A 17,278-nucleotide genomic window follows, 5' to 3' on the forward strand; every position below is an offset into this window, starting at 1 on the left:
ACCCCGCACCCCACCCACGCACCGGCGCCCGGCGATGGTCAGCACCCCACTCCACCACCCCCGTCGCCCTACCCCTGGTCCGCCCGGCCCGGAGAAACATCGCGGTGGAGGGGCGAGTGTCAAGAGTGAAATCGGCGAAGCCGACGCCCGAAGGGCGCTCTTGACGCTCGCCCCGGAACCGCCACCCTCAAACAAAACCGGGCGGCCATGGGTGCCTTGATGCCACCGAGCAGTCCAACGCCGCTCTGACGACGGAACCGCCACCACTCACTCAGGCAGTTGCTCCAGATCGAACTGGCAAATCTCGATGTCGGAGCCATCGGGAGCAGGCAACTTGGAGATAGCCGTACGAATGGCCGTGATCTTGTACAAGCCGTCGTACCGATAGCCATCAGGCGGCGAGTGGCGCTTATCGCCTTCATAGCCGCGAATGACGCGGATCGGATATCCACGCTCGTAGCTGCGCTTGAGGGCAGCATTGTCGACGTACGACCACGACTGGCTGCGAAGCAGCCGGCCCGTAGTGGAGTCCCTGTCCTTGCCCTGCGACGCGCCCGTGTACCGCATCCACGTTCCGTGGTCGTCGTCGTCCACATAGCCACCGTTCAAAACGATGGCGTCGGCAGCTTGCAGGCCATCCTCGTCCCTGAGCCAGGAGATGCCCTTCTGGTTGGCCTGGTGCAGCTTGGCGTTCATCACGTCTAGTCGGCGGTGGAAGAGGTCTCCCACGGCGACACCTTCGATAGGGCCGATGACACGTTCGATTCCCACGATCCAACTCGACAGGACTCGATCACTCATGTCAATTAAGAAACCGAAGTTGGCCAGTTGCACCCCATGACCCTCCTGGGCTGTCCGCCCTGCCTCGGTGTCGGTGCCCTCTGTTAGACATAAGGTCTGCAGTCCGAGCGAGCGGGGGAAGCCGGCGTGACCAAGCCAATAGATCCTTCACAGCCTGTCGCAGGCCTCTACGAGGAGCTCATCACCCTGCGATTCGAGCAGCAGTTGAAGGAGCTCGCTGGCCTTGGCTGGCGCCTTGTAAGCGATGAGGTGGGAGCCGAATCAGTCCCGCACGTCCTGGCAAGACACGTCGCACGAACGGTGCTGCGAGTACTTCAAGGTCTCCCTGTGGAGGAACGTGTCTACGCGGCGAACCACATCCTGGAGTCCATCAGCACGCTGGAGGGCGCGCAGGAATGGGTGGACCTCGTAGCCGACGGTCCCCGCCAGCTCCTCGCTGTGACCCGCCAAGAGGCTCCGGGCGTCTTTGCCGTACGACCCGGCATCCCCCTCTCCGACACTGCATTGATCACCAACGCGCCGGAGGATCCGAGCCTCGGCTTCGAACTGCGGGCGGAGCTGGCCACCGCTGACCGCGTAGACCTGCTCTGCGCCTTCGTAAAGTGGCACGGACTGCGCATCATCGAGCAGTCGCTGAAGGCGGCACATGAACGAGACGTGCCGATACGGGTCATCACGACGACCTACATCGGCGCAACCGAGCGGCGTGCGCTGGATCGACTGGTCGAAGAGTTCAACGCTCAGGTCAAGGTCAACTATGAGACTCGGTCTACGCGGCTGCACGCAAAGGCGTGGCTCTTCCGTCGTAGAAGTGGATACGACACGGCGTACGTCGGCAGTTCCAACCTGTCCAAGGCAGCACTTCTCGACGGGTTGGAATGGAACGTCCGGCTGTCCTCCGTAGCCACACCCGATGTGTTGCGAAAGTTCGAGGCCACCTTCTACGCCTACTGGAACGATCCATCGTTCGAGAGGTACGACCCCGAAGCCGATGGGGAACGCCTCCGCGAAGCCTTAGCGATTGCAGGAGGTACGTCGTCCACCACCACTGCCGATCGCGGAATCACGCTGTCCGGCCTGGAAGTACGGCCGTATCCGCATCAGCGCGACATGCTGGAGCGGCTGGAGGTCGAGCGCGAGGTGCATGACCGGCATCGGAATCTGCTCGTGGCAGCCACGGGTACGGGCAAGACTGTGATGGCGGCACTCGATTACAAGCAGCTGCGAAGGAAGCACGGCCGTGACCTGCGGCTGCTGTTTGTCGCCCACCGCAGGGAGATCCTCCAGCAGTCCATGCGGACCTACCAAGATGTCTTGGTCGACCCCAACTTTGGCGAAGCACTCCACAGCGGGGAGATCCCGGAGCGTTGGACACACGTGTTCGCCAGCGTGCAGTCGCTCAACGCCAAAGCCCTAGATCGTCTCTCTCCCGATCACTTTGACGTGATCGTGATCGACGAGTTCCACCACGGGACCTCACCGACGTACCGGAAGATCCTTGACCACTTCCAGCCATTGGAACTGCTGGGGCTCACCGCCACGCCTGAGCGCATGGACGGCAAGAACATCCAGGATGAGTTCTTCGACGGTCGGATCGCCGCCGAAATGCGCCTTTGGGAGGCGCTGGAGAACGACCTCCTCAGCCCCTTCCACTACTTCGGGATTAGCGACTCCACCGACTTGAGCACGGTGGAGTGGAAGCGCGGGGCGTATGATCCAAGCGCATTGAGCAACATGCTGTCGGACAACGTTAGACGAGCCCGGCTGGTTGTGAAGGCTGTCAAGGAGAAAGTAGCCGAACCGGACACCATGCGTGCGCTGGGCTTCTGCGTTTCAGTGGCCCACGCCCACTTCATGGCTGAGGCCTTCCGCACGGCCGGCCTCAATGCGATCGCTCTGTCGGGCGAGACACCATCTGAGCAGCGCAAGCAGGCACTCGCTGACCTAAAATCGGGCGCGCTACAAGTGATCTTTTCGGTCGACCTCTTCAACGAAGGGCTCGACATCCCTGACGTGGACACCCTGCTCCTGCTGCGGCCGACCTCCAGCGCCACGTTGTTCTTGCAGCAGCTAGGCCGCGGACTACGCCGCACCGAGGACAAGGCGGTGCTCACCGTTCTCGACTTCATCGGGCAGCACCGCAAGGAATTTCGCTTCGAGAACCAGTTCAGGGCACTCACGAACCTCACACGCAAGCGGCTCTTGGAGCACATCGACCACGACTTCCCGCAACTGCCGTCCGGCTGCCAGATCATCCTCGAGGAGAAGGCAAAGAAAACCATCATCGCCAACATCAAGGACCAGATCGGCGTCAACGTCACTGCGCTGGCACGTGAGGTCGCTGACTACGCCGAGCCGAGGCTCAGCCGTTACTTGGAGGAGAGCGGTCGTGAGCTCAAAGAGCTCTACCGAGGCAACGGCAACTCCTGGACCGGGCTGCTCCGCCGCTCCGGCCTTCTGAAGGGCGAGACGCCCGACGGTGAAGCAGCGCTTCTCAAGCGCGTGTCCGCCTTCCTCCACATCGACGACCCTTTGCGAGTGGCCGCCTATACGCGGATGTTGGAGGAGGATGCGCCTTCTTACGGCGAGCTCAACGAGCAGGGACAGGCCTATGCCCGCATGCTCTTCTTCCAACTGTGGCCGCTCGGTGGCCTGACGCGCAAGGGATTCGCGAGCTACGACGCGGGGTTTGCGACACTTCGCAAGCAGCATGCGGTACGGAGCGAGCTACGCCAGGTGCTCGAGTACAACCTTGCCCATACGGAGCACGTTCCGATCCCGCTGCTGGGGATCGGCAGCGAAGCCGGGATCCCGTTGACTGTGCACGCTTCCTACACCCGCGAAGAAATCTTGCCTGCCCTGGGCCAGTCCACCATCGGCGGCTTCATGCCAGGAGACTTCCGCGAGGGTGTGAAATGGTGCGAGTCGATCAAGACGGACGCTCTTCTGATCACTCTGGACAAGGATGAGAAGGACTTCTCCCCGCAGACCCGCTACCACGACTACGCGTTGAGCGAGACCCTCTTCCACTGGGAATCCCAGAACCAGACATCGGACACATCCCCCACGGGCCTGCGCTACCAGCGGCACGCAGCGGAGGGCAGCCACGTGCTGCTCTTCGTACGCCGCTACAAGAACACGGACATCGGCGGCGCCCAGCCGTGGATGCTGCTCGGTCCAGCTGAGTACGTGGAGCACACGGGGAGCAAACCGATGGCGATCACGTGGAGGCTGAAGCACGAAATCCCGGCGGATGTCTGGACGTATTCCGCGATCGCGGCCGGGTGACGCCTCTCGGCCGGCCACCCCACGGTCCCCGTCACGCTGGAGTAGGCCTTCGGGATCCACGCTCCTGCCCTCGCCAAGTTTGAGGTCGCTGCAAGACCTCGTCCAGGGTTGCACGCGTGCGCTCGGACCCAATGGAGACACCACACAAGCCGGCGTCGTCAACGTCTTCTGTGCAAGCGGAGACTGACACATACTCAGCGTCGACACATAGGATTGACCGAACACCTGCTCCCCAGAGCCTGCAGGACCGATCGCACCTGGATGGTCTCCCATGACAAGCGCCTACGAGTCGGACCCTATCTTCGAGACAGTGCCGCGGCAGCTCTCGAATCTGGTAACCCGGATTCACGGCCGCGAGATCGCACTCCCAGACTTTCAGCGAGACTTCGTCTGGGACGCAACACGAACTGAAGAGTTGATCCAGTCCATCATCTCCGAATTCCCAGTGGGGACGTTGCTCCTCTGGAAGCAAGGAGATGGAGAAACGTTTGCCAGTCGAAGCTTTGAAGGGGCCCCTGAGCTGGGCGATAAGAGGCCCGCAGAGCTCGTGCTAGACGGACAGCAGCGCCTCACAGCGCTCTATCAGGCACTTACCGGAGTCGGCGACGAGCGCTTCTACCTCAAGGTAGATGAATTTGTCGATGTGGACCAAGACTACGTGAGAGAGTTCCACGAGGTAAATTTCGACAAGGCCGTGATTTCTGTCCCATTTGCCGTCAGCAAGGGACAGGCCCGGAAAAACGAGGAACTGCTTGGTGTCTCACACTTTCCCGTCTCCGATGTTGGAAGTTTTGATGACTGGCTTGACGAGTATGTTGACACAATAACGAGCACCGACGACAGCTTTAGTGCAAAGTACCTCAAGTCGCTCTACAGGAGGATGCGCGATAAGTACATCGTCCCGCTACGCTCTTACGGACTGCCAGTTCTAACTCTTCCAGAAACGACACCGATAGAAGCCGTCTGCACAATCTTCGAGACACTTAATCGGACCGGCAAACCGCTAGGCCCATTTGAACTACTGACGGCTCGCTACTACCCCCAGGGGGTTAATCTTCGAGACCTCTGGCTCGAAGCATTGGGGAATTATAAGGCCCTAGTCGATTTCAAAGTCGACCCGTACAGTATTCTGCAAGCCGTCTGTCTCAAAGCATACGGCTCCGCTCAGAGATCTGATGTTCTAAAGAAGCTCACTGCCGCCGACATCTCGCAGCATTGGTCGTCTGCAGTCAAGGGGATTGCCGGTGTCATTGACATGTTGCAATCCGACTGCGGGCTAGTCGCACCGAAGTGGCTTCCCTACGGCATGCTACTGATACCGATGGGGGCTGTGTGGGGAGACATTCAGAAACTGGAACCCCTGGATCGAGCTTCAGCTTATGCACGCCTTCAGCAATTCTTCTGGTGCAGCGTATTCACCACAAACTATGATCAAGGCGCCAACAGTCAAGCCGGCGCCGACTATGCCCGCCTGAAAGAATGGGTTATCACTGGTGATGGGCAGGCGCCGGAAGCTCTCGCCGAACTCCCTCTAAGCTCATCCACTCTTCGCTCCGCTTCCGTGCGCAGGAAGGCCCTGTACTGCGGGTTGATGTGCCTCCTCGCAACGACTCGCGCTGAGGATTTCCACACTGGTCAGGCAATGACCCCGTACCGAGTGGGTGAGGTTCAAATAGATTCGCATCACATATTCCCGAAGGCATACTTGGCGCGCACGGGAGGGAATGAAAGCTCAGAGCTCCTCTTGAATAGAACTCTTATCGATGCGGAAACGAACCGGATCATCAAGGACAAGGCGCCTAGTCAATATCTAGGTGAGATGGCAGCGACTTACGGAGAAGAGAAGCTGGAATCCGTCCTCGCCTCCCATGCAATCAAAAGTGACTCGAGTAGCGGCCTAGCCAACGACGACTACGGCATGTTCCTCGATGAACGCCTTAAGACGGTTGTGCAACTGATTGAGAGAGTGACAGGACGCAGCCTCCAGGAGGAGTAGAAAGTCGACGGAACGACTTCGACCTGTTCTGGCACAATGAACGCAGCTCCCTGCGCCGCCGCCTTCGTCAGGAGCCCTGGCCTGCACTTGGTGTCAAGTGAGGAAGGTCGCCCGGTTTTACCGAGAGCGGCGGCGTAAGGGGCCGGGTGTCAAGAGTTACTTGGGGTGTCGGCTACGTCGCTGAAGTGATCTGTGCCGTCACGAGTACTCCTTGTTCATCGGTTCGGTCTGACTGCCGTGGTGAGGTCGGCCAGCGGTGTGCGATTGCCTCGTGCAGAGCGACGCGTGTGAGGAGATCGCCCAGGTCGCCTTCGCCGGTGCGGATCTGCGCCTCCCGCTCACCGCGGAACGCATCGCAGTCGGGGCAGCCGGCTCTCACCGGGCGCGGCCTTCGACATCGAGAAACGCCTCCGTGCACCGCGCGAGGTTCACGAGGTGCTGCCAGGCCGTGTATGGGCTCACCTCGCCAAGCGGGGCCTCGTCGAGAAGCCGCGCTCCGAGGCGACGCATCACCCGCACTGCCTCTCGGTTGTCGTCCTGCGTCTCCTTCAGGAGCGAGCGGAGCATGCCTGCGACGGTCTCTGTGCGCTGCACGGTGTCGGACATCAGAGGGACGGCAAGGCGCGGCTGAGTGATCACGCGGACCTCGGCGAGGACCGTGGCACGGTCGAGCTGCGGTGCGTAGGTCGGTTCTGGTGCGATCTCCACGGCTGACTCCCGTAGATCGTGTTCGGTCTGTGACAGTGAGTGAACAGCAGGGGTCGTAGTGATCGGCAGGAAAAACCGGCCTGCGGCCGTCTACACGCAACCGGAAAAACTGACCGGCTCTTTGCCCACGCCACGACGGACTGAGTGATCCGCCCTTACGGTGGGTGGCGTGGCGGCAAACGAACACCTCAGGGCGCGCATGCGCGAACTCGGCCTTACGCAGGAAGAGTTAGCGGAGGCGATGAACGCTGCGATCGAACAGGTGACAGGCAGGCCCGGCACCATCGGCACCCGGACAATCCACAATCTCACGACCGGAAAAACCCGGTGGCCGCAGGCCAAACAACGTCTGGCTCTGGAGGCAGTATTCGGATGTAGCGCGATCGAGCTCGGGTTCCTTCCCCACGCCCGATCCGTGATCAACCGCCCAGCGCCCTCAAGCTCAGAGCATCACGGGGAGGAGCCAGTGCTCCGCCGAACATTCCTCACCTCAGCCTCTGCCGCCGCCCTCACGACCGTCACCCCAGCCCCTGCGTCCTCCACAACCAGTTCGGGACGGGTGGGCCAGTCCGATGTAAACCGGCTCGCCGCCCAGTTCGCGCTGATCATCGCCAACGACAACATGACCGGCGGAACTGACCAGATCGAACAGACCGCAGTCACTTGGTCCCAGCGCACGCTGCGCCTTCAACAGGAGAGGCCTGCCTCCCAGCGGGTACGCGGACAGCTCTACGGCCTCGCCGCCGCCTTCACCGGCTCTGCCCTGTGGGCCGCCATCGACGGCGGCCGCCTCGACCAAGCACAACGGCATCTCAACGAAGCCGTCTCCCTTGCCGGTCTTTCCGGCGACTCCTCAATGCAGTTCCGCATCTGGGGACATGCCGGCGCGCTGTACCGGCACCTGGGCCAGTGCACCAGCGCCCTCGCGGCCGACGAGGCGGCAAAGCGCACCCGGGCCGCCCGCGATCCGCTCTACGCATCCCTCGTCCAGGCGCGCACCGCCGTACACCACGCAGATCTACGCAACCGCCAAGCCACCCTGCGCTGCCTCGGCCTCGCGGAGACGGCACTGAGCCGAGCGGATACCGACACCCCGCGGCCGGCATGGCTCCAGTTCTACGACTCGGCCGAGTTCCACTTGCTTGCCCTCACTGCCACGTCAACGCTCGGCCTGTGGGAAGAGGCAGAAGCGCACGCCCACAGCACGCTTGCGAAGCTGCGGCCCAACATGAAACGCAACCGGGCTCTCACTCAGGCCTACCTCGCCCATGCCCAGCTGAGCCAGCATGAGCTGGAACTTGCTGTAGCCATCGCACACAAGATCCCGGCCCAGGCGCGGCACGGCCGCACCGCCCGTCTGCTGAACGCCTTCGGGCACCGACTCCACGCCCTTGCCCCTAAGGCCCCCGCCACCCGCGAATGGTTCGAAAAGGAGCTTCTGTGAACCTTGAGCTGCGGCACTACACGGATGTTGAGCCCGTACGACAGACGATCGTGGACATCCATGTCGAGGTCCGCCAGCGCGATTTCGGCCTTATTGGGCCCTTCTACTCCGCCGAACGCTTCAACGAACGTCTGATGGGCCACAGCTCTGTGACTGGTTGGGAGACGGTGATCGCGTACGACGGGACTGAGCCCGCAGGCTTCGCGTACGCCACCCCGCTGGGCCCCAACACCCGCTGGTGGACGGCCATGACGACTCCCCTGCCCGACGGTTTCACCGTCGAGACGGGCAAGCGCACACTGGCCCTGAACGAGATCGTGGTACGCCGCCCATGGCGCGGCACCGGCCTTGCCCACCGCATCCATGAAGAGCTTCTGGCTGTCAGGGGCGAGGACCGCGTGACACTCCTGGTCAACCCACAGGCAGGGAAAGGGAAAGTCCAAGCAGTTTACGAGCGTTGGGGTTACGAGAAGATCGGCGAGCAGCAACCCTTCCCCGACTCCCCTGTGTTTGCCTCGATGATGCGGGATCCGCTGCACTCGGGAGCCTGACGTGCCCGCCATTCACGGCCGCGACGTGGCTCGGCCGACGCCGGACGGGGAGTCGGCCGTACTGAATCAGGCAGAAATCCTGAAGGAGGCGGTCCGTGGCCGACGCCGGATCTGATCCCGTCCAAGGATGGCTTGACGAAGGTTGCCCTGCTGGGATCCGGAAGAGACTCAGTGCGACTTGGACGCGCCGGTCACCTCGTCAGCACCCGAAGTGGGCCGCCGCAGTCGGGGCAGGCGAGGCTCACCGGCCCTAAACGCCCGCCCGAGGCGCAGGTGCCGCAGAGCACCGTGCGGCATTTCGTGCATGTCATTCCGGCCTTGATGTCCACGACGACGATGTCGGCGTCGATGCCGCCGCTGCGAAACTGCGCCGGCCGCGCGCACTTGCGGCAGTAGTCGATGCCGATCTGCGGCAGCAGCTCCCGCGCCTGCCGGTCGCCAAGTGATGCGGCCTTCGCCATGTGCTCCTCGGCCTCGTCGAACTGGTCCAACCGACCGAGGGACATGCCGAGGATGAGCTGCGCCTCGGCGTGCTCGGGGCGCATCGCAATGCACCGGCGCAGTGGATCAATTGCGGCTCTCGGGTCCCCTGTCTTGAACAGTGAGGCGCCCAGCAGGAACTGGGAGTTCGGCGAGTCCGGGGTGAGCGCCACGACCTCACGGAAGATCGAGGCGGCCGCGTCGAAGCGACCTGCGTCGAACTCTCGCTTCCCTCGCTCGAACTCCTGCTGGGCGACGGTCTCGCGGCTCCACCCTGTGCGTCCTGCTGGCTGCTCGCGCCTCCGGCCGAAAAGCCCCATTCCACCGCTCCTGTATGTGGATGCCTGGGAAACCAAGGTTGCACGGATGGATAGATGGGAGGAACCCATACGCAGGCGCTCACACGATGGGGTTCTTCCGTGAGGCAAGCTGCTGGCCTAGCTTCCCAGTTCGCCGTCATATCGGATTTGAGCGCGATCCAAGGCGTTGTCCACGTCGCATCCGTGCACATGAAGCCAATGAAGGAAGTCCGTGATCGCCGAGATCACCGATTCTTCGGCCACGGCTCTCTTCAACATGCCCCCACCGGGTCGAAGAAGAGGAGGCTCGACCCCGGCGTAGAAGTCCAGCAGTGCCTCCGCCCGTCGCACGCCGCGACCCTCCACATGACCGTCCGGCGAAGCGAGGCCCGTCGCCAGCTCACACCACGTGACCTTGCGGTCAGGACCGAGTTCGACGCCCCACCGTTCGGCGACCGCGTCGACGAGGGCCATGCCCCGGCCGCCCTCCGAGTCGACGTTCACGTCGAGCAGGGTGGGCAGGGCACGGGTGTCCGGGTCGTGGACCTCGATGCGCAGATGCACGCCGTTCATCGAGACCGCGAGGGTGGCCGGGGTCCCCGGGCCGACGTGCGTGATGACGTTGGACACCAACTCGCTGACGCACAGCTGGGCTTCGTCGGCGACGCCGTGCAGCCCCCAGATGCCCAGGTGCAACCGCATGACTCGGCGCAGGCCGGCCACCTCCGTCGGTTCGGCCGTGAAGGCAAGGTCCCACGGCTTGCGCATCACGCACGCTTCCTGGCCCATGAAAACCCCTCTCGTCGCGATGACACCCCCTGAGCCACGCAGAGTCATGAGGCATCACGTTGAGTTGCATCCCCATCAGAGTGCGGCCTACGCATCCCTTCGTGCAATGCGCACGGCGGGATTCCCACTTCCGAGTGATTGGCAAGCACACCTCTTGGCGCGAGACTGAACGCCCACTATTCGAAACGGGGTTGATATGGCCGGATCACCCACGGCACGCCGGCGCCGCCTGTCGATCGAACTGAAGAAGCTCCGCGAGCAGAGCGCGCTCACCTGCGCCCAGGTCGGCGAGGCCCTGGACTGGAGCGGCTCCAAGGTCAACCGTATGGAGACGGGCAGCGGCCGGGTACAACCGTCCGACATCGACGCCCTGTGCCGCTTCTACGGAACCAGCGACGAACTGCGGGAGTTCCTCAAGTCGCTCGCCCGACAGGCCAAGGTGCGAGGCTGGTGGCAGGTCCACGGCTCCGGCGTCCCGGAGTGGTTCAACATCTACATCGGCTTGGAACAGGACGCGTCCACCTTCCGCCAGTACCAGTGCGAGCTCGTACCGGGCCTTATGCAGACCCACGCGTACGCCTCCGAACTCCACCAGGCCGGTGCGCACATGTCCGCCGAGGACATCGACAGGGCCGTACACGTACGGATGGAGCGTCAGGCCATGCTGCAGCGAGACGATGCCCCCGAGGCCTGGTTCATCGTGAACGAGGGCGCTCTGCGCAACGTCATCGGGGACCGTGCACTGATGCGAGAACAGATCGAACGCGTCTTGGACACTGCCCGGTTGCCGACCGTGACCCTGCAGGTTCTCCCGTTCGACTCAGGCACCTACCCGGCCACCGGCTCCTTCACCATGTTGGGCTTTCCCTCCCCGGAAGATCCCGACATCGTGTACCGGGACGGCATCACCGATGCTGTCTACCTGGAGGGCGAGCACCATGTGCGTGAGTACACCCGGGCGTTCAACGGGCTGCGGGCAGCAGCTCTGAGTCCCCAGCGTTCGACCAAGCTGATCGAGTCGGTTCTGAAGGAATACACAAAATGAGCACTGCATTGCCCAACAACAGCGAATGTCCAGATTGGTTCAGGTCGTCGCACAGCAACGGTGCGGGTGGGGAGTGCCTCGAGTGTGCATTGAACGAGGACGGCGCCTTGGTGCGTGACTCAAAGAGTTCGGGGGGCACTGTGATCGGCGTCGGAAACGCGGCTTGGCGCTCCTTCATAGATGCCGTCAAGCTGGCCCCCGAGCACTGACACCGGAGTCATCTCGTTTCGCCGCCACACTCCCAATTGGCCTCCGGCGTCAGACTCCGTACTCGACGAGGAAAGGGCTGGATGTCGCCCGGCTCCGCTCACGTCTTCCTCACCTACGAGCGCCTCGCCTCCAGGAGATCCCCACACCACAGGACGGGACGGACAACGGCGGCGACCATCCGCCGGCCCTGCGCCTCGAACACGCAGCCCCGAATTCTTACGCCAGTGACCTTCGTACTGCCTCGACCAAGCGGGCGGCCCTGCCATCATGCTGCGGTCTTGGCAGCAACCCGAGCGCGCAGAGTGTCACGGACGTCCGGCCACTCGTCGGCAAGCAAGCTGTAATACACCGAGTCCCGGCGGGTGCCGTCCTGGCGCCGCATATGGCTGCGCAATGTCCCTTCGTGGACCAGGCCGAGGCGAGCCAGGGCATGCTGGGAGCGCACGTTGAGGTTGTCAGTGCGCAAGGCCAGACGAGCAAGGTTCAGGTCGTCGAAGGCGTGACCGAACAACAGCAGCTTGGACTCAACGTTATAGGGGCCGCCCCAGCAGGACCGATCGAACCAGGTCGCCCCGATCTCAGCGCGGCTCTCGCCGAGGTCCAGGTCATAAAGGCTCGTTGAACCGACCACTGCGCCGTCAGCACGTCGTTGCACTGCGAAGCAGCGCCGCGTCATGTCGGCGATCATCCCGCCAAGCATCTCGCGCAGGTCGGCTATGGTCTCGGGTCGCGGCCGAGGCATCCACCGCCATACCTCAGGGTCGGATGCTGACGGGAAGAGAGCTTCGGCGTGGTCCACAGACAACGGGACGAGGCGGATAACGGTGCCGTCCAGGAACTGGGTATGCATCACGCCAGAATAAACGTCCAGGTCAGCGCGCTCGTCGATCCCCACTCTCCCCACACGATTCGAGAACTCACTGACATTGATCATGGCGGGCGCCGCGGAACGACTCCCCAAGTCACCGCGAAACGACTCCCGCAGTAACTGACACAGCCACCGTGAGGACGGTCCGGCGTCGAACAGCATTTCACTGCTAGTTGAATGACGCAGGGACTGGAACGACCCGACGAGGTGTCGTCGAGGATGACGCGATGGAGCCGGGCCCAGACGCGGTCCCGGCCTCCACTGGGCGAAGCGCCGGTAGACCGTCTGCCAGCATGGTCCGAACACGGGCGGGAGCTGCCTCTTACGGGACAGCCCTCAGTTGCTCTCACTGAGTGCGGTACAGAGCTTTCCCCAGGCCTGCCTGGCGTTGTAGCTACGCGTCGAGGCGTCCGATCGGTATGTCTCATTTCGCGCCATCGCCTGCGCAGTCTCCGTGGAGGCCTCACCGTCGATCCGGAGCAGTTCCCTTAGCTCCACGTCCTCGGTCTCCTCGGCGACTGCCGAGATCTTCTGGCCGTAGAGGCGCAAGGACTGCTCCATGCCCATCGATGCCATATCCTCTCCGTATTCCCGCCACGCCCGGGAGGCATCCTCACAAGCGTCGCGCGATGCGGACTCCGGGTCGAGCTTCGCGCCCAGCTCGTCGAAGCTGTTCACGCCGAAGAAGGCGAGCAGGGCCAGGGCCGATGCCGCTGCCCCCAGCCACACTGCTACGGGCTGCTTGTCCTCTGACATGTTCGCCCCCTGGCCCCGGTCAACAGAACATCCATCTTGCCGACATCCCGGCCCGCTGGGCAGCAAAGCCGCCGAACTCCGGGAGTTCGCCGCCTCACGGGACTGGCTGACCATCTACTACCTGCCGGCCTAGCACCCGACCTGTTTGTGCCCTGTCCTCCGAAGGCGCCGCAACCAGGCTGCGGATGCCGTTGGCGGCGGGATTCGGTCAGTCGTTTTCCTGGTAGTTCATGAACCAGTGGGTGTCGAAATAGCGGGCCATCGTGAACGGGTGGTGCGGGTCGATGAGGATGCGGCAGACGAACTCCGCTGCCTGGCAGTCGAAGGGGACGTCCTCGCCGTCGAAGGACCGGACCACGACGGGCCAACGGTCGGGGTCGTCGCCGTCGGCCCTCCAGCAGTACAGGTCCTTGTGCTCCGTGCCCGCCCAGATGAGCAGACCGTCCTTCCTGAGATGCGTCCACGGCTCCTGGTTCAGGTCCAGATATCCGTCGAAGGCGCCCTCGCCGAAGGTTTCGACCATGCGCTTGTAGTCGCTCGGCAGCGCGGTGCCCAGGCGCGACTCCATCTCCGCCCAGTCCACGTCCGGCCGCTGGGCGGGCTGTGTCCAGCCGGTGATCCGTCTGAGCCGCTCCATCCAGTCGACGTCTTCGTCCTCGTCCGGAGCGACCGCCAAGGATTCTGGCACCTCCCTGTGAGCGACCACCAGCACCGGCCGCTCGGTCCCCTCGGCGTCCCGCGCCGTACCCGTGCCGACCCACTGATCCCCGTACGCCCACGCCCGTATCTTCACGGCCCGGTCCTCGAAGGGGACGAGGAGAGCCGCGCCCCTGGACTCGTCGACCGTCGGATCGGTGAAGCCGTCGAGGACGAGGGTGCGCGGGGCGCCGTACCTGCTGTCGAGCAGGTCGGTCAGGTCCTGCGGGTCCAGGTCGCTGGGCAGGTACATGTAGCCGTCCCCCGGGCCGAGTCGGGCCAGCAGGTCGTTGACGGTCGCTTGCGTGAGCTCCATGGCGGACAGTGAAGCGCACCGCACTGACAATGGACGTGCTCACAGACGTAGGTTTGCGCTCGGCACGATGGTGTGCTCGACATCGGATCGGTTCATCTCTCATCGGTCGATGAGCGTGCGAAGGAGTTCCCGGCCGACCTGCCAGTCGCCAAGCCCGCTGTCGGAATTGATGTGTCCGTGGCCTCCGACGAGATGCTGTTGTGCCTGCCACCCGTGCGCAAACGAGGCCGACATCGCCGGGTCGCAGTAGGGGTCGTCGTCGCTGGCGACCATCAAGCTCCGGCATGGCAACAGGCGAGCGGACAGGTCGAGGAATGTTGACGCGGCCTCACGTGGGAACGCCGGTCCCTGGGGATTGGGTGGCGCGACCAGGAACGCCGTGACCCCGTCGGGCCGCCCCCCGTCCAGCCACTGAGCAGCTGCCCAGCAGCCGAGGCTGTGAGCCACCAACGCCACCTGGCCGTCGCGCTCGGAAGCGATCTCGTAGGCGGACTGGATTGCTGCAACCCAGTCCGGCAGGTCCGGCATGCTCCACGAGGCCGGTGCAATCCGGACCGCTGAGGCTCCCCACTGGTTCTCCCACAAACTCTGCCAGTGCCTCTCATCCGAACCGTCGATCCCGGGGATGATGACGTACGCGACCATCGCGCACCGCCCTTCCGATCGTGGACTCCCTCGCCCGCTACGGACCGGTCACCACTTCCCTCGTTCTGCGCAGCTACCCACCCAAGTCGCTGCCCACGGCACCGTCAACAACGTCATGACCCGCAACAGCAAGATGTCGCCCCGGTCCGCTCACTACGCCCTCACCTACGAGCGCCTCGCCTCCAGGACGTGCCCACACAACAGGAGGGGACGGACAACGGCGGCAACCATACGCCGGCCCTGCGCCTCGAACGCGTACCGAATTCTTACGTCAGTGCCCTTCGCACTGCCTCGACCAGCCGGATCGCATGCACATCGTTGGGCCCCCGATGATGTTGTTCATCGCGTAGCCGAAGGCGATGCCGTGCTCCGGATCGGCGAAGCCGAGCGAGCCGCCTCGACTGGTGGCTTCGTTGATCTCTAGGAACAGCGTTTGGCGACCGGTTCCGGAGGCAGTTGGTGATCACCTGGCTCACGGATCTCGATGAGAAACGACGGCACTGTCGTGTCCACGAACGTGGGACGGCCAGCCTCTCGTCAGAGCGGCTGGCCGTCGAAGGGGTCGCCGGAGCCGGGCTTGAACGTCGTGCCGAGGTCGTACTGCGCGATCCCGAAAGGTTGAAAATCGGCATCGGCAAGGATGCGGTAGAGGAACTCAGAGGTGGACATGTCGTACCGGTCCCATGCGCCGCCGTCATGGGACCGCGCAAGGACGGGGTAATCGCCCGGCCGCTCGGCATCGATCAGCCAGCAGTACTCGTCGGCCCATTCGGTGGAGCCCCAGTGGACCAGCCCCTTGCCGCCCGGCGCGTAGATCGCATAGGGATCGACGGCGGAGACGCTTCCGAGCTTGCTGTCCTGGTCGACCGACAGGGAGACCCGCCACTGTGTCAGGAAGTCGAACGAGACGCCCTCGTCGCGCCCCAGGAAGTAGACGGAATCACTGAAGATGCCGCCGCCGAACGCCTCGTAGAGCTCCTTGTAGTCCGCCGGCAGCGGAACCCCCAGCTCTCCCTCGATCGCCGCCCAGTCGACGGAGATCCCGAGTGGCTCCCACCCGGTCAGTTCGATCACTCGCTGAACCCACATACAACAATCTTTTAGCACCGGTCTTCGTTCCGATGTCCCTCAACACCCTCGTCGCTCACGTCAAGATCGGCAGCTATCGCACTCGCCGACCTTGGCGGAATCCGTTCGGCTGCCGACTGCCGGCGTGGATGCGCCTGGCGGGGTCGATATGACAGGCACCCGGTGCGCTAGCGGGGCTGATGTGTTCCTGGAGTGTGTCCGAAGGTACGGCGGAAAACATCGATGAACGCGCTGGCGGACGACCAACCGCACATGTGCGCCACGGTGGTCACCGGGATGTTCTCAGCGAGCAGAACCAAGGCACGGTACAGGCGCAGTTGGGTGCGCCACTGCAGGAAGGTCACGCCGAGATCGGCTTTGAAGAGGCGGGAGAGAGTGCGATCGCTGGCGCCGACCTCCCTGCCCAGCGCGGCCAGGGTGCGGCCGTCGGCCGGATTCGTGCGCAGGATCTCACACACCGCCTTCAGCTGAGGGCTGGTTGGGGTAGGCAGGTGCAGGGGCTGCTGGGGTGAGGCCCGCAACTGGTCAAGCAACACGGCCCGCAGCCGCCCGCGTTCGGGACTGTCGTCGTGCGGGGTGTGCGTGTAGACGAGGATCAGTTCACGAAGGAGGGGCCCAACTGTCAGCACGGTCGGCTCGTCCAGGCCGAGCGGGTTGTCACTCGCGGGCAGGCCGACCAGGTGCAGTTCGAGTTCGCCGTGGGCCTGGTGGGCGTGCACGGTGCCGGCCGGTACCCAGATGGCGCGAGTGCCCGGCGCGATCCACGAGCCTGCGCTGGTCGTCACGGCCAGCACTCCCCGCCCCGCATAGACGATCTGGTGGTCGTCGTGGCGGTGGGCGTCTATGGCGGCTCCGGGCGCCAGCCACTGGGTGCGGGTCGGCGCTACGGGCTCGTGGCGGATTTCCATCATTGGTTGTCAGTTTATCGGAAGCGCGACATGCCGCTCAGCGATGACCATGGCGATGTGCCAAGGAATAGATCGATCATCATGCTGTCGGTCGGCCATGCCTGCGTGGACATATACCAAGGGGCTGTCGCGTCGCTCGTCCCGTTCTTCGTCGCCGAGCGCGCCTACAGCTACGCCGCGGTCTCGGGCATCGTGCTCGCCGCGTCTCTGCTGTCTTCGGTGGCACAACCGGTGTTCGGCGCGCTTACCGACCGCTGGGCGATGCCCTGGCTCCTGCCCGCGAGTACGATCTTTGGTGGACTGGGTATCGCCCTGAGCGGCCTGAGTGGTTCCTACGCTCTGACGCTGGTGTTCGTGGCGGTGTCCGGTGTCGGGGTCGCCGCCTACCA

16 protein-coding genes and 2 pseudogenes are annotated in these 17,278 nt (G+C 63.7%); 7 read left to right on the forward strand and 11 right to left on the reverse strand.

Annotated elements, in window-relative coordinates; translation table 11 throughout:
• Window positions 1-267: 267 nt before the first annotated feature.
• Entirely contained in the window at window positions 268-834 is a 567-nt protein-coding gene (locus ACTWQJ_RS26035; RefSeq protein WP_443308992.1) for a YDG/SRA domain-containing protein, read from the reverse strand.
• A 93-nt stretch (window positions 835-927) separates the two neighbouring features.
• Here ACTWQJ_RS26035 and ACTWQJ_RS26040 point away from each other — a divergent pair, with 93 nt between their 5' ends.
• Window positions 928-4,089, forward strand: a complete 3,162-nt coding sequence (locus tag ACTWQJ_RS26040; RefSeq protein WP_443308993.1) for a DUF3427 domain-containing protein — start codon at window positions 928-930, stop codon at window positions 4,087-4,089.
• Between the two features lie 271 nt (window positions 4,090-4,360).
• Entirely contained in the window at window positions 4,361-6,085 is a 1,725-nt protein-coding gene (locus ACTWQJ_RS26045; RefSeq protein WP_443308994.1) for a GmrSD restriction endonuclease domain-containing protein, read from the forward strand.
• Window positions 6,086-6,460: 375 nt separating this feature from the next.
• Here the strand turns inward: ACTWQJ_RS26045 and ACTWQJ_RS26050 are convergent, their stop codons facing one another.
• Window positions 6,461-6,793 (reverse strand): hypothetical protein, encoded by a 333-nt coding sequence (locus ACTWQJ_RS26050; protein WP_443308995.1) that lies wholly within the window; start codon window positions 6,791-6,793, stop codon window positions 6,461-6,463.
• A 169-nt stretch (window positions 6,794-6,962) separates the two neighbouring features.
• Here ACTWQJ_RS26050 and ACTWQJ_RS26055 point away from each other — a divergent pair, with 169 nt between their 5' ends.
• Entirely contained in the window at window positions 6,963-8,237 is a 1,275-nt protein-coding gene (locus ACTWQJ_RS26055) for a hypothetical protein (RefSeq protein ID WP_443308996.1), read from the forward strand.
• A complete protein-coding gene (locus ACTWQJ_RS26060) occupies window positions 8,234-8,788 on the forward strand; it encodes a GNAT family N-acetyltransferase (protein WP_443308997.1) in 555 nt (184 codons plus the stop codon). The genes ACTWQJ_RS26055 and ACTWQJ_RS26060 overlap by 4 nt, the downstream gene beginning before the upstream one ends.
• Window positions 8,789-8,979: 191 nt before the next feature.
• On the opposite strand, the gene ACTWQJ_RS26065 is transcribed toward ACTWQJ_RS26060, so the two are convergent.
• Together ACTWQJ_RS26065 and ACTWQJ_RS26070 are read right to left on the reverse strand one after the other, a co-directional pair.
• Window positions 8,980-9,657 (reverse strand): tetratricopeptide repeat protein, encoded by a 678-nt coding sequence (locus ACTWQJ_RS26065; protein ID WP_443308998.1) that lies wholly within the window; start codon window positions 9,655-9,657, stop codon window positions 8,980-8,982.
• Window positions 9,658-9,705: 48 nt separating this feature from the next.
• Entirely contained in the window at window positions 9,706-10,356 is a 651-nt protein-coding gene (locus ACTWQJ_RS26070; protein ID WP_443308999.1) for an ATP-binding protein, read from the reverse strand.
• A 196-nt stretch (window positions 10,357-10,552) separates the two neighbouring features.
• Here ACTWQJ_RS26070 and ACTWQJ_RS26075 point away from each other — a divergent pair, with 196 nt between their 5' ends.
• On the forward strand, window positions 10,553-11,401 hold the full coding sequence (locus ACTWQJ_RS26075; protein WP_443309000.1) for a helix-turn-helix domain-containing protein: 849 nt from the start codon (window positions 10,553-10,555) through the stop codon (window positions 11,399-11,401).
• Entirely contained in the window at window positions 11,398-11,610 is a 213-nt protein-coding gene (locus tag ACTWQJ_RS26080) for a DUF397 domain-containing protein (RefSeq protein WP_443309001.1), read from the forward strand. Before ACTWQJ_RS26075 ends, ACTWQJ_RS26080 begins: the two co-directional genes overlap by 4 nt.
• A 266-nt stretch (window positions 11,611-11,876) precedes the next feature.
• Here ACTWQJ_RS26080 and ACTWQJ_RS26085 read toward each other — a convergent pair whose 3' ends face one another.
• The 7 genes and pseudogenes from ACTWQJ_RS26085 to ACTWQJ_RS26115 form a co-directional block, all read right to left on the reverse strand.
• Window positions 11,877-12,545: a GNAT family N-acetyltransferase gene (locus ACTWQJ_RS26085; RefSeq protein WP_443309002.1), complete on the reverse strand. Its 669-nt coding sequence runs from the start codon at window positions 12,543-12,545 to the stop codon at window positions 11,877-11,879.
• A gap of 270 nt (window positions 12,546-12,815) precedes the next feature.
• Complete coding sequence (locus ACTWQJ_RS26090) at window positions 12,816-13,235, reverse strand: hypothetical protein (protein WP_443309003.1); 420 nt, start codon at window positions 13,233-13,235, stop codon at window positions 12,816-12,818.
• A 208-nt stretch (window positions 13,236-13,443) separates the two neighbouring features.
• On the reverse strand, window positions 13,444-14,247 hold the full coding sequence (locus tag ACTWQJ_RS26095) for a hypothetical protein (protein WP_443309004.1): 804 nt from the start codon (window positions 14,245-14,247) through the stop codon (window positions 13,444-13,446).
• Between the two features lie 99 nt (window positions 14,248-14,346).
• Window positions 14,347-14,892: an RBBP9/YdeN family alpha/beta hydrolase gene (locus tag ACTWQJ_RS26100; protein WP_443309005.1), complete on the reverse strand. Its 546-nt coding sequence runs from the start codon at window positions 14,890-14,892 to the stop codon at window positions 14,347-14,349.
• A 266-nt stretch (window positions 14,893-15,158) separates the two neighbouring features.
• A pseudogene (locus ACTWQJ_RS26105) lies at window positions 15,159-15,298 on the reverse strand (esterase); the annotation flags it as partial.
• A 131-nt stretch (window positions 15,299-15,429) separates the two neighbouring features.
• Entirely contained in the window at window positions 15,430-15,966 is a 537-nt protein-coding gene (locus ACTWQJ_RS26110; protein ID WP_443309006.1) for an SMI1/KNR4 family protein, read from the reverse strand.
• A gap of 182 nt (window positions 15,967-16,148) precedes the next feature.
• A complete protein-coding gene (locus ACTWQJ_RS26115) occupies window positions 16,149-16,892 on the reverse strand; it encodes an AraC family transcriptional regulator (protein WP_443309007.1) in 744 nt (247 codons plus the stop codon).
• A 54-nt stretch (window positions 16,893-16,946) separates the two neighbouring features.
• Between ACTWQJ_RS26115 and ACTWQJ_RS26120 the strand changes: the two are divergent.
• Window positions 16,947-17,278 (forward strand): annotated as a pseudogene (locus ACTWQJ_RS26120) (MFS transporter); the annotation flags it as partial.

The organism is Streptomyces sp. KR55 (assembly GCF_052245645.1).
GTDB lineage: Bacteria > Actinomycetota > Actinomycetes > Streptomycetales > Streptomycetaceae > Streptomyces > Streptomyces flavusporus.

What these genes read in the sequence shown, in the direction of transcription:
- ACTWQJ_RS26100 (WP_443309005.1), bottom strand. Translation starts at nt 14,892, where the DNA reads ATGGTCGCGTACGTCATCATCCCCGGGATCGACGGTTCGGATGAGAGG.
- ACTWQJ_RS26075 (WP_443309000.1), top strand. Translation starts at nt 10,553, where the DNA reads ATGGCCGGATCACCCACGGCACGCCGGCGCCGCCTGTCGATCGAACTG.
- ACTWQJ_RS26095 (WP_443309004.1), bottom strand. Translation starts at nt 14,247, where the DNA reads ATGGAGCTCACGCAAGCGACCGTCAACGACCTGCTGGCCCGACTCGGC.
- ACTWQJ_RS26080 (WP_443309001.1), top strand. Translation starts at nt 11,398, where the DNA reads ATGAGCACTGCATTGCCCAACAACAGCGAATGTCCAGATTGGTTCAGG.
- ACTWQJ_RS26115 (WP_443309007.1), bottom strand. Translation starts at nt 16,892, where the DNA reads ATGATGGAAATCCGCCACGAGCCCGTAGCGCCGACCCGCACCCAGTGG.
- ACTWQJ_RS26065 (WP_443308998.1), bottom strand. Translation starts at nt 9,657, where the DNA reads ATGGGTTCCTCCCATCTATCCATCCGTGCAACCTTGGTTTCCCAGGCA.
- ACTWQJ_RS26070 (WP_443308999.1), bottom strand. Translation starts at nt 10,356, where the DNA reads ATGGGCCAGGAAGCGTGCGTGATGCGCAAGCCGTGGGACCTTGCCTTC.
- ACTWQJ_RS26090 (WP_443309003.1), bottom strand. Translation starts at nt 13,235, where the DNA reads ATGTCAGAGGACAAGCAGCCCGTAGCAGTGTGGCTGGGGGCAGCGGCA.
- ACTWQJ_RS26085 (WP_443309002.1), bottom strand. Translation starts at nt 12,545, where the DNA reads ATGATCAATGTCAGTGAGTTCTCGAATCGTGTGGGGAGAGTGGGGATC.
- ACTWQJ_RS26045 (WP_443308994.1), top strand. Translation starts at nt 4,361, where the DNA reads ATGACAAGCGCCTACGAGTCGGACCCTATCTTCGAGACAGTGCCGCGG.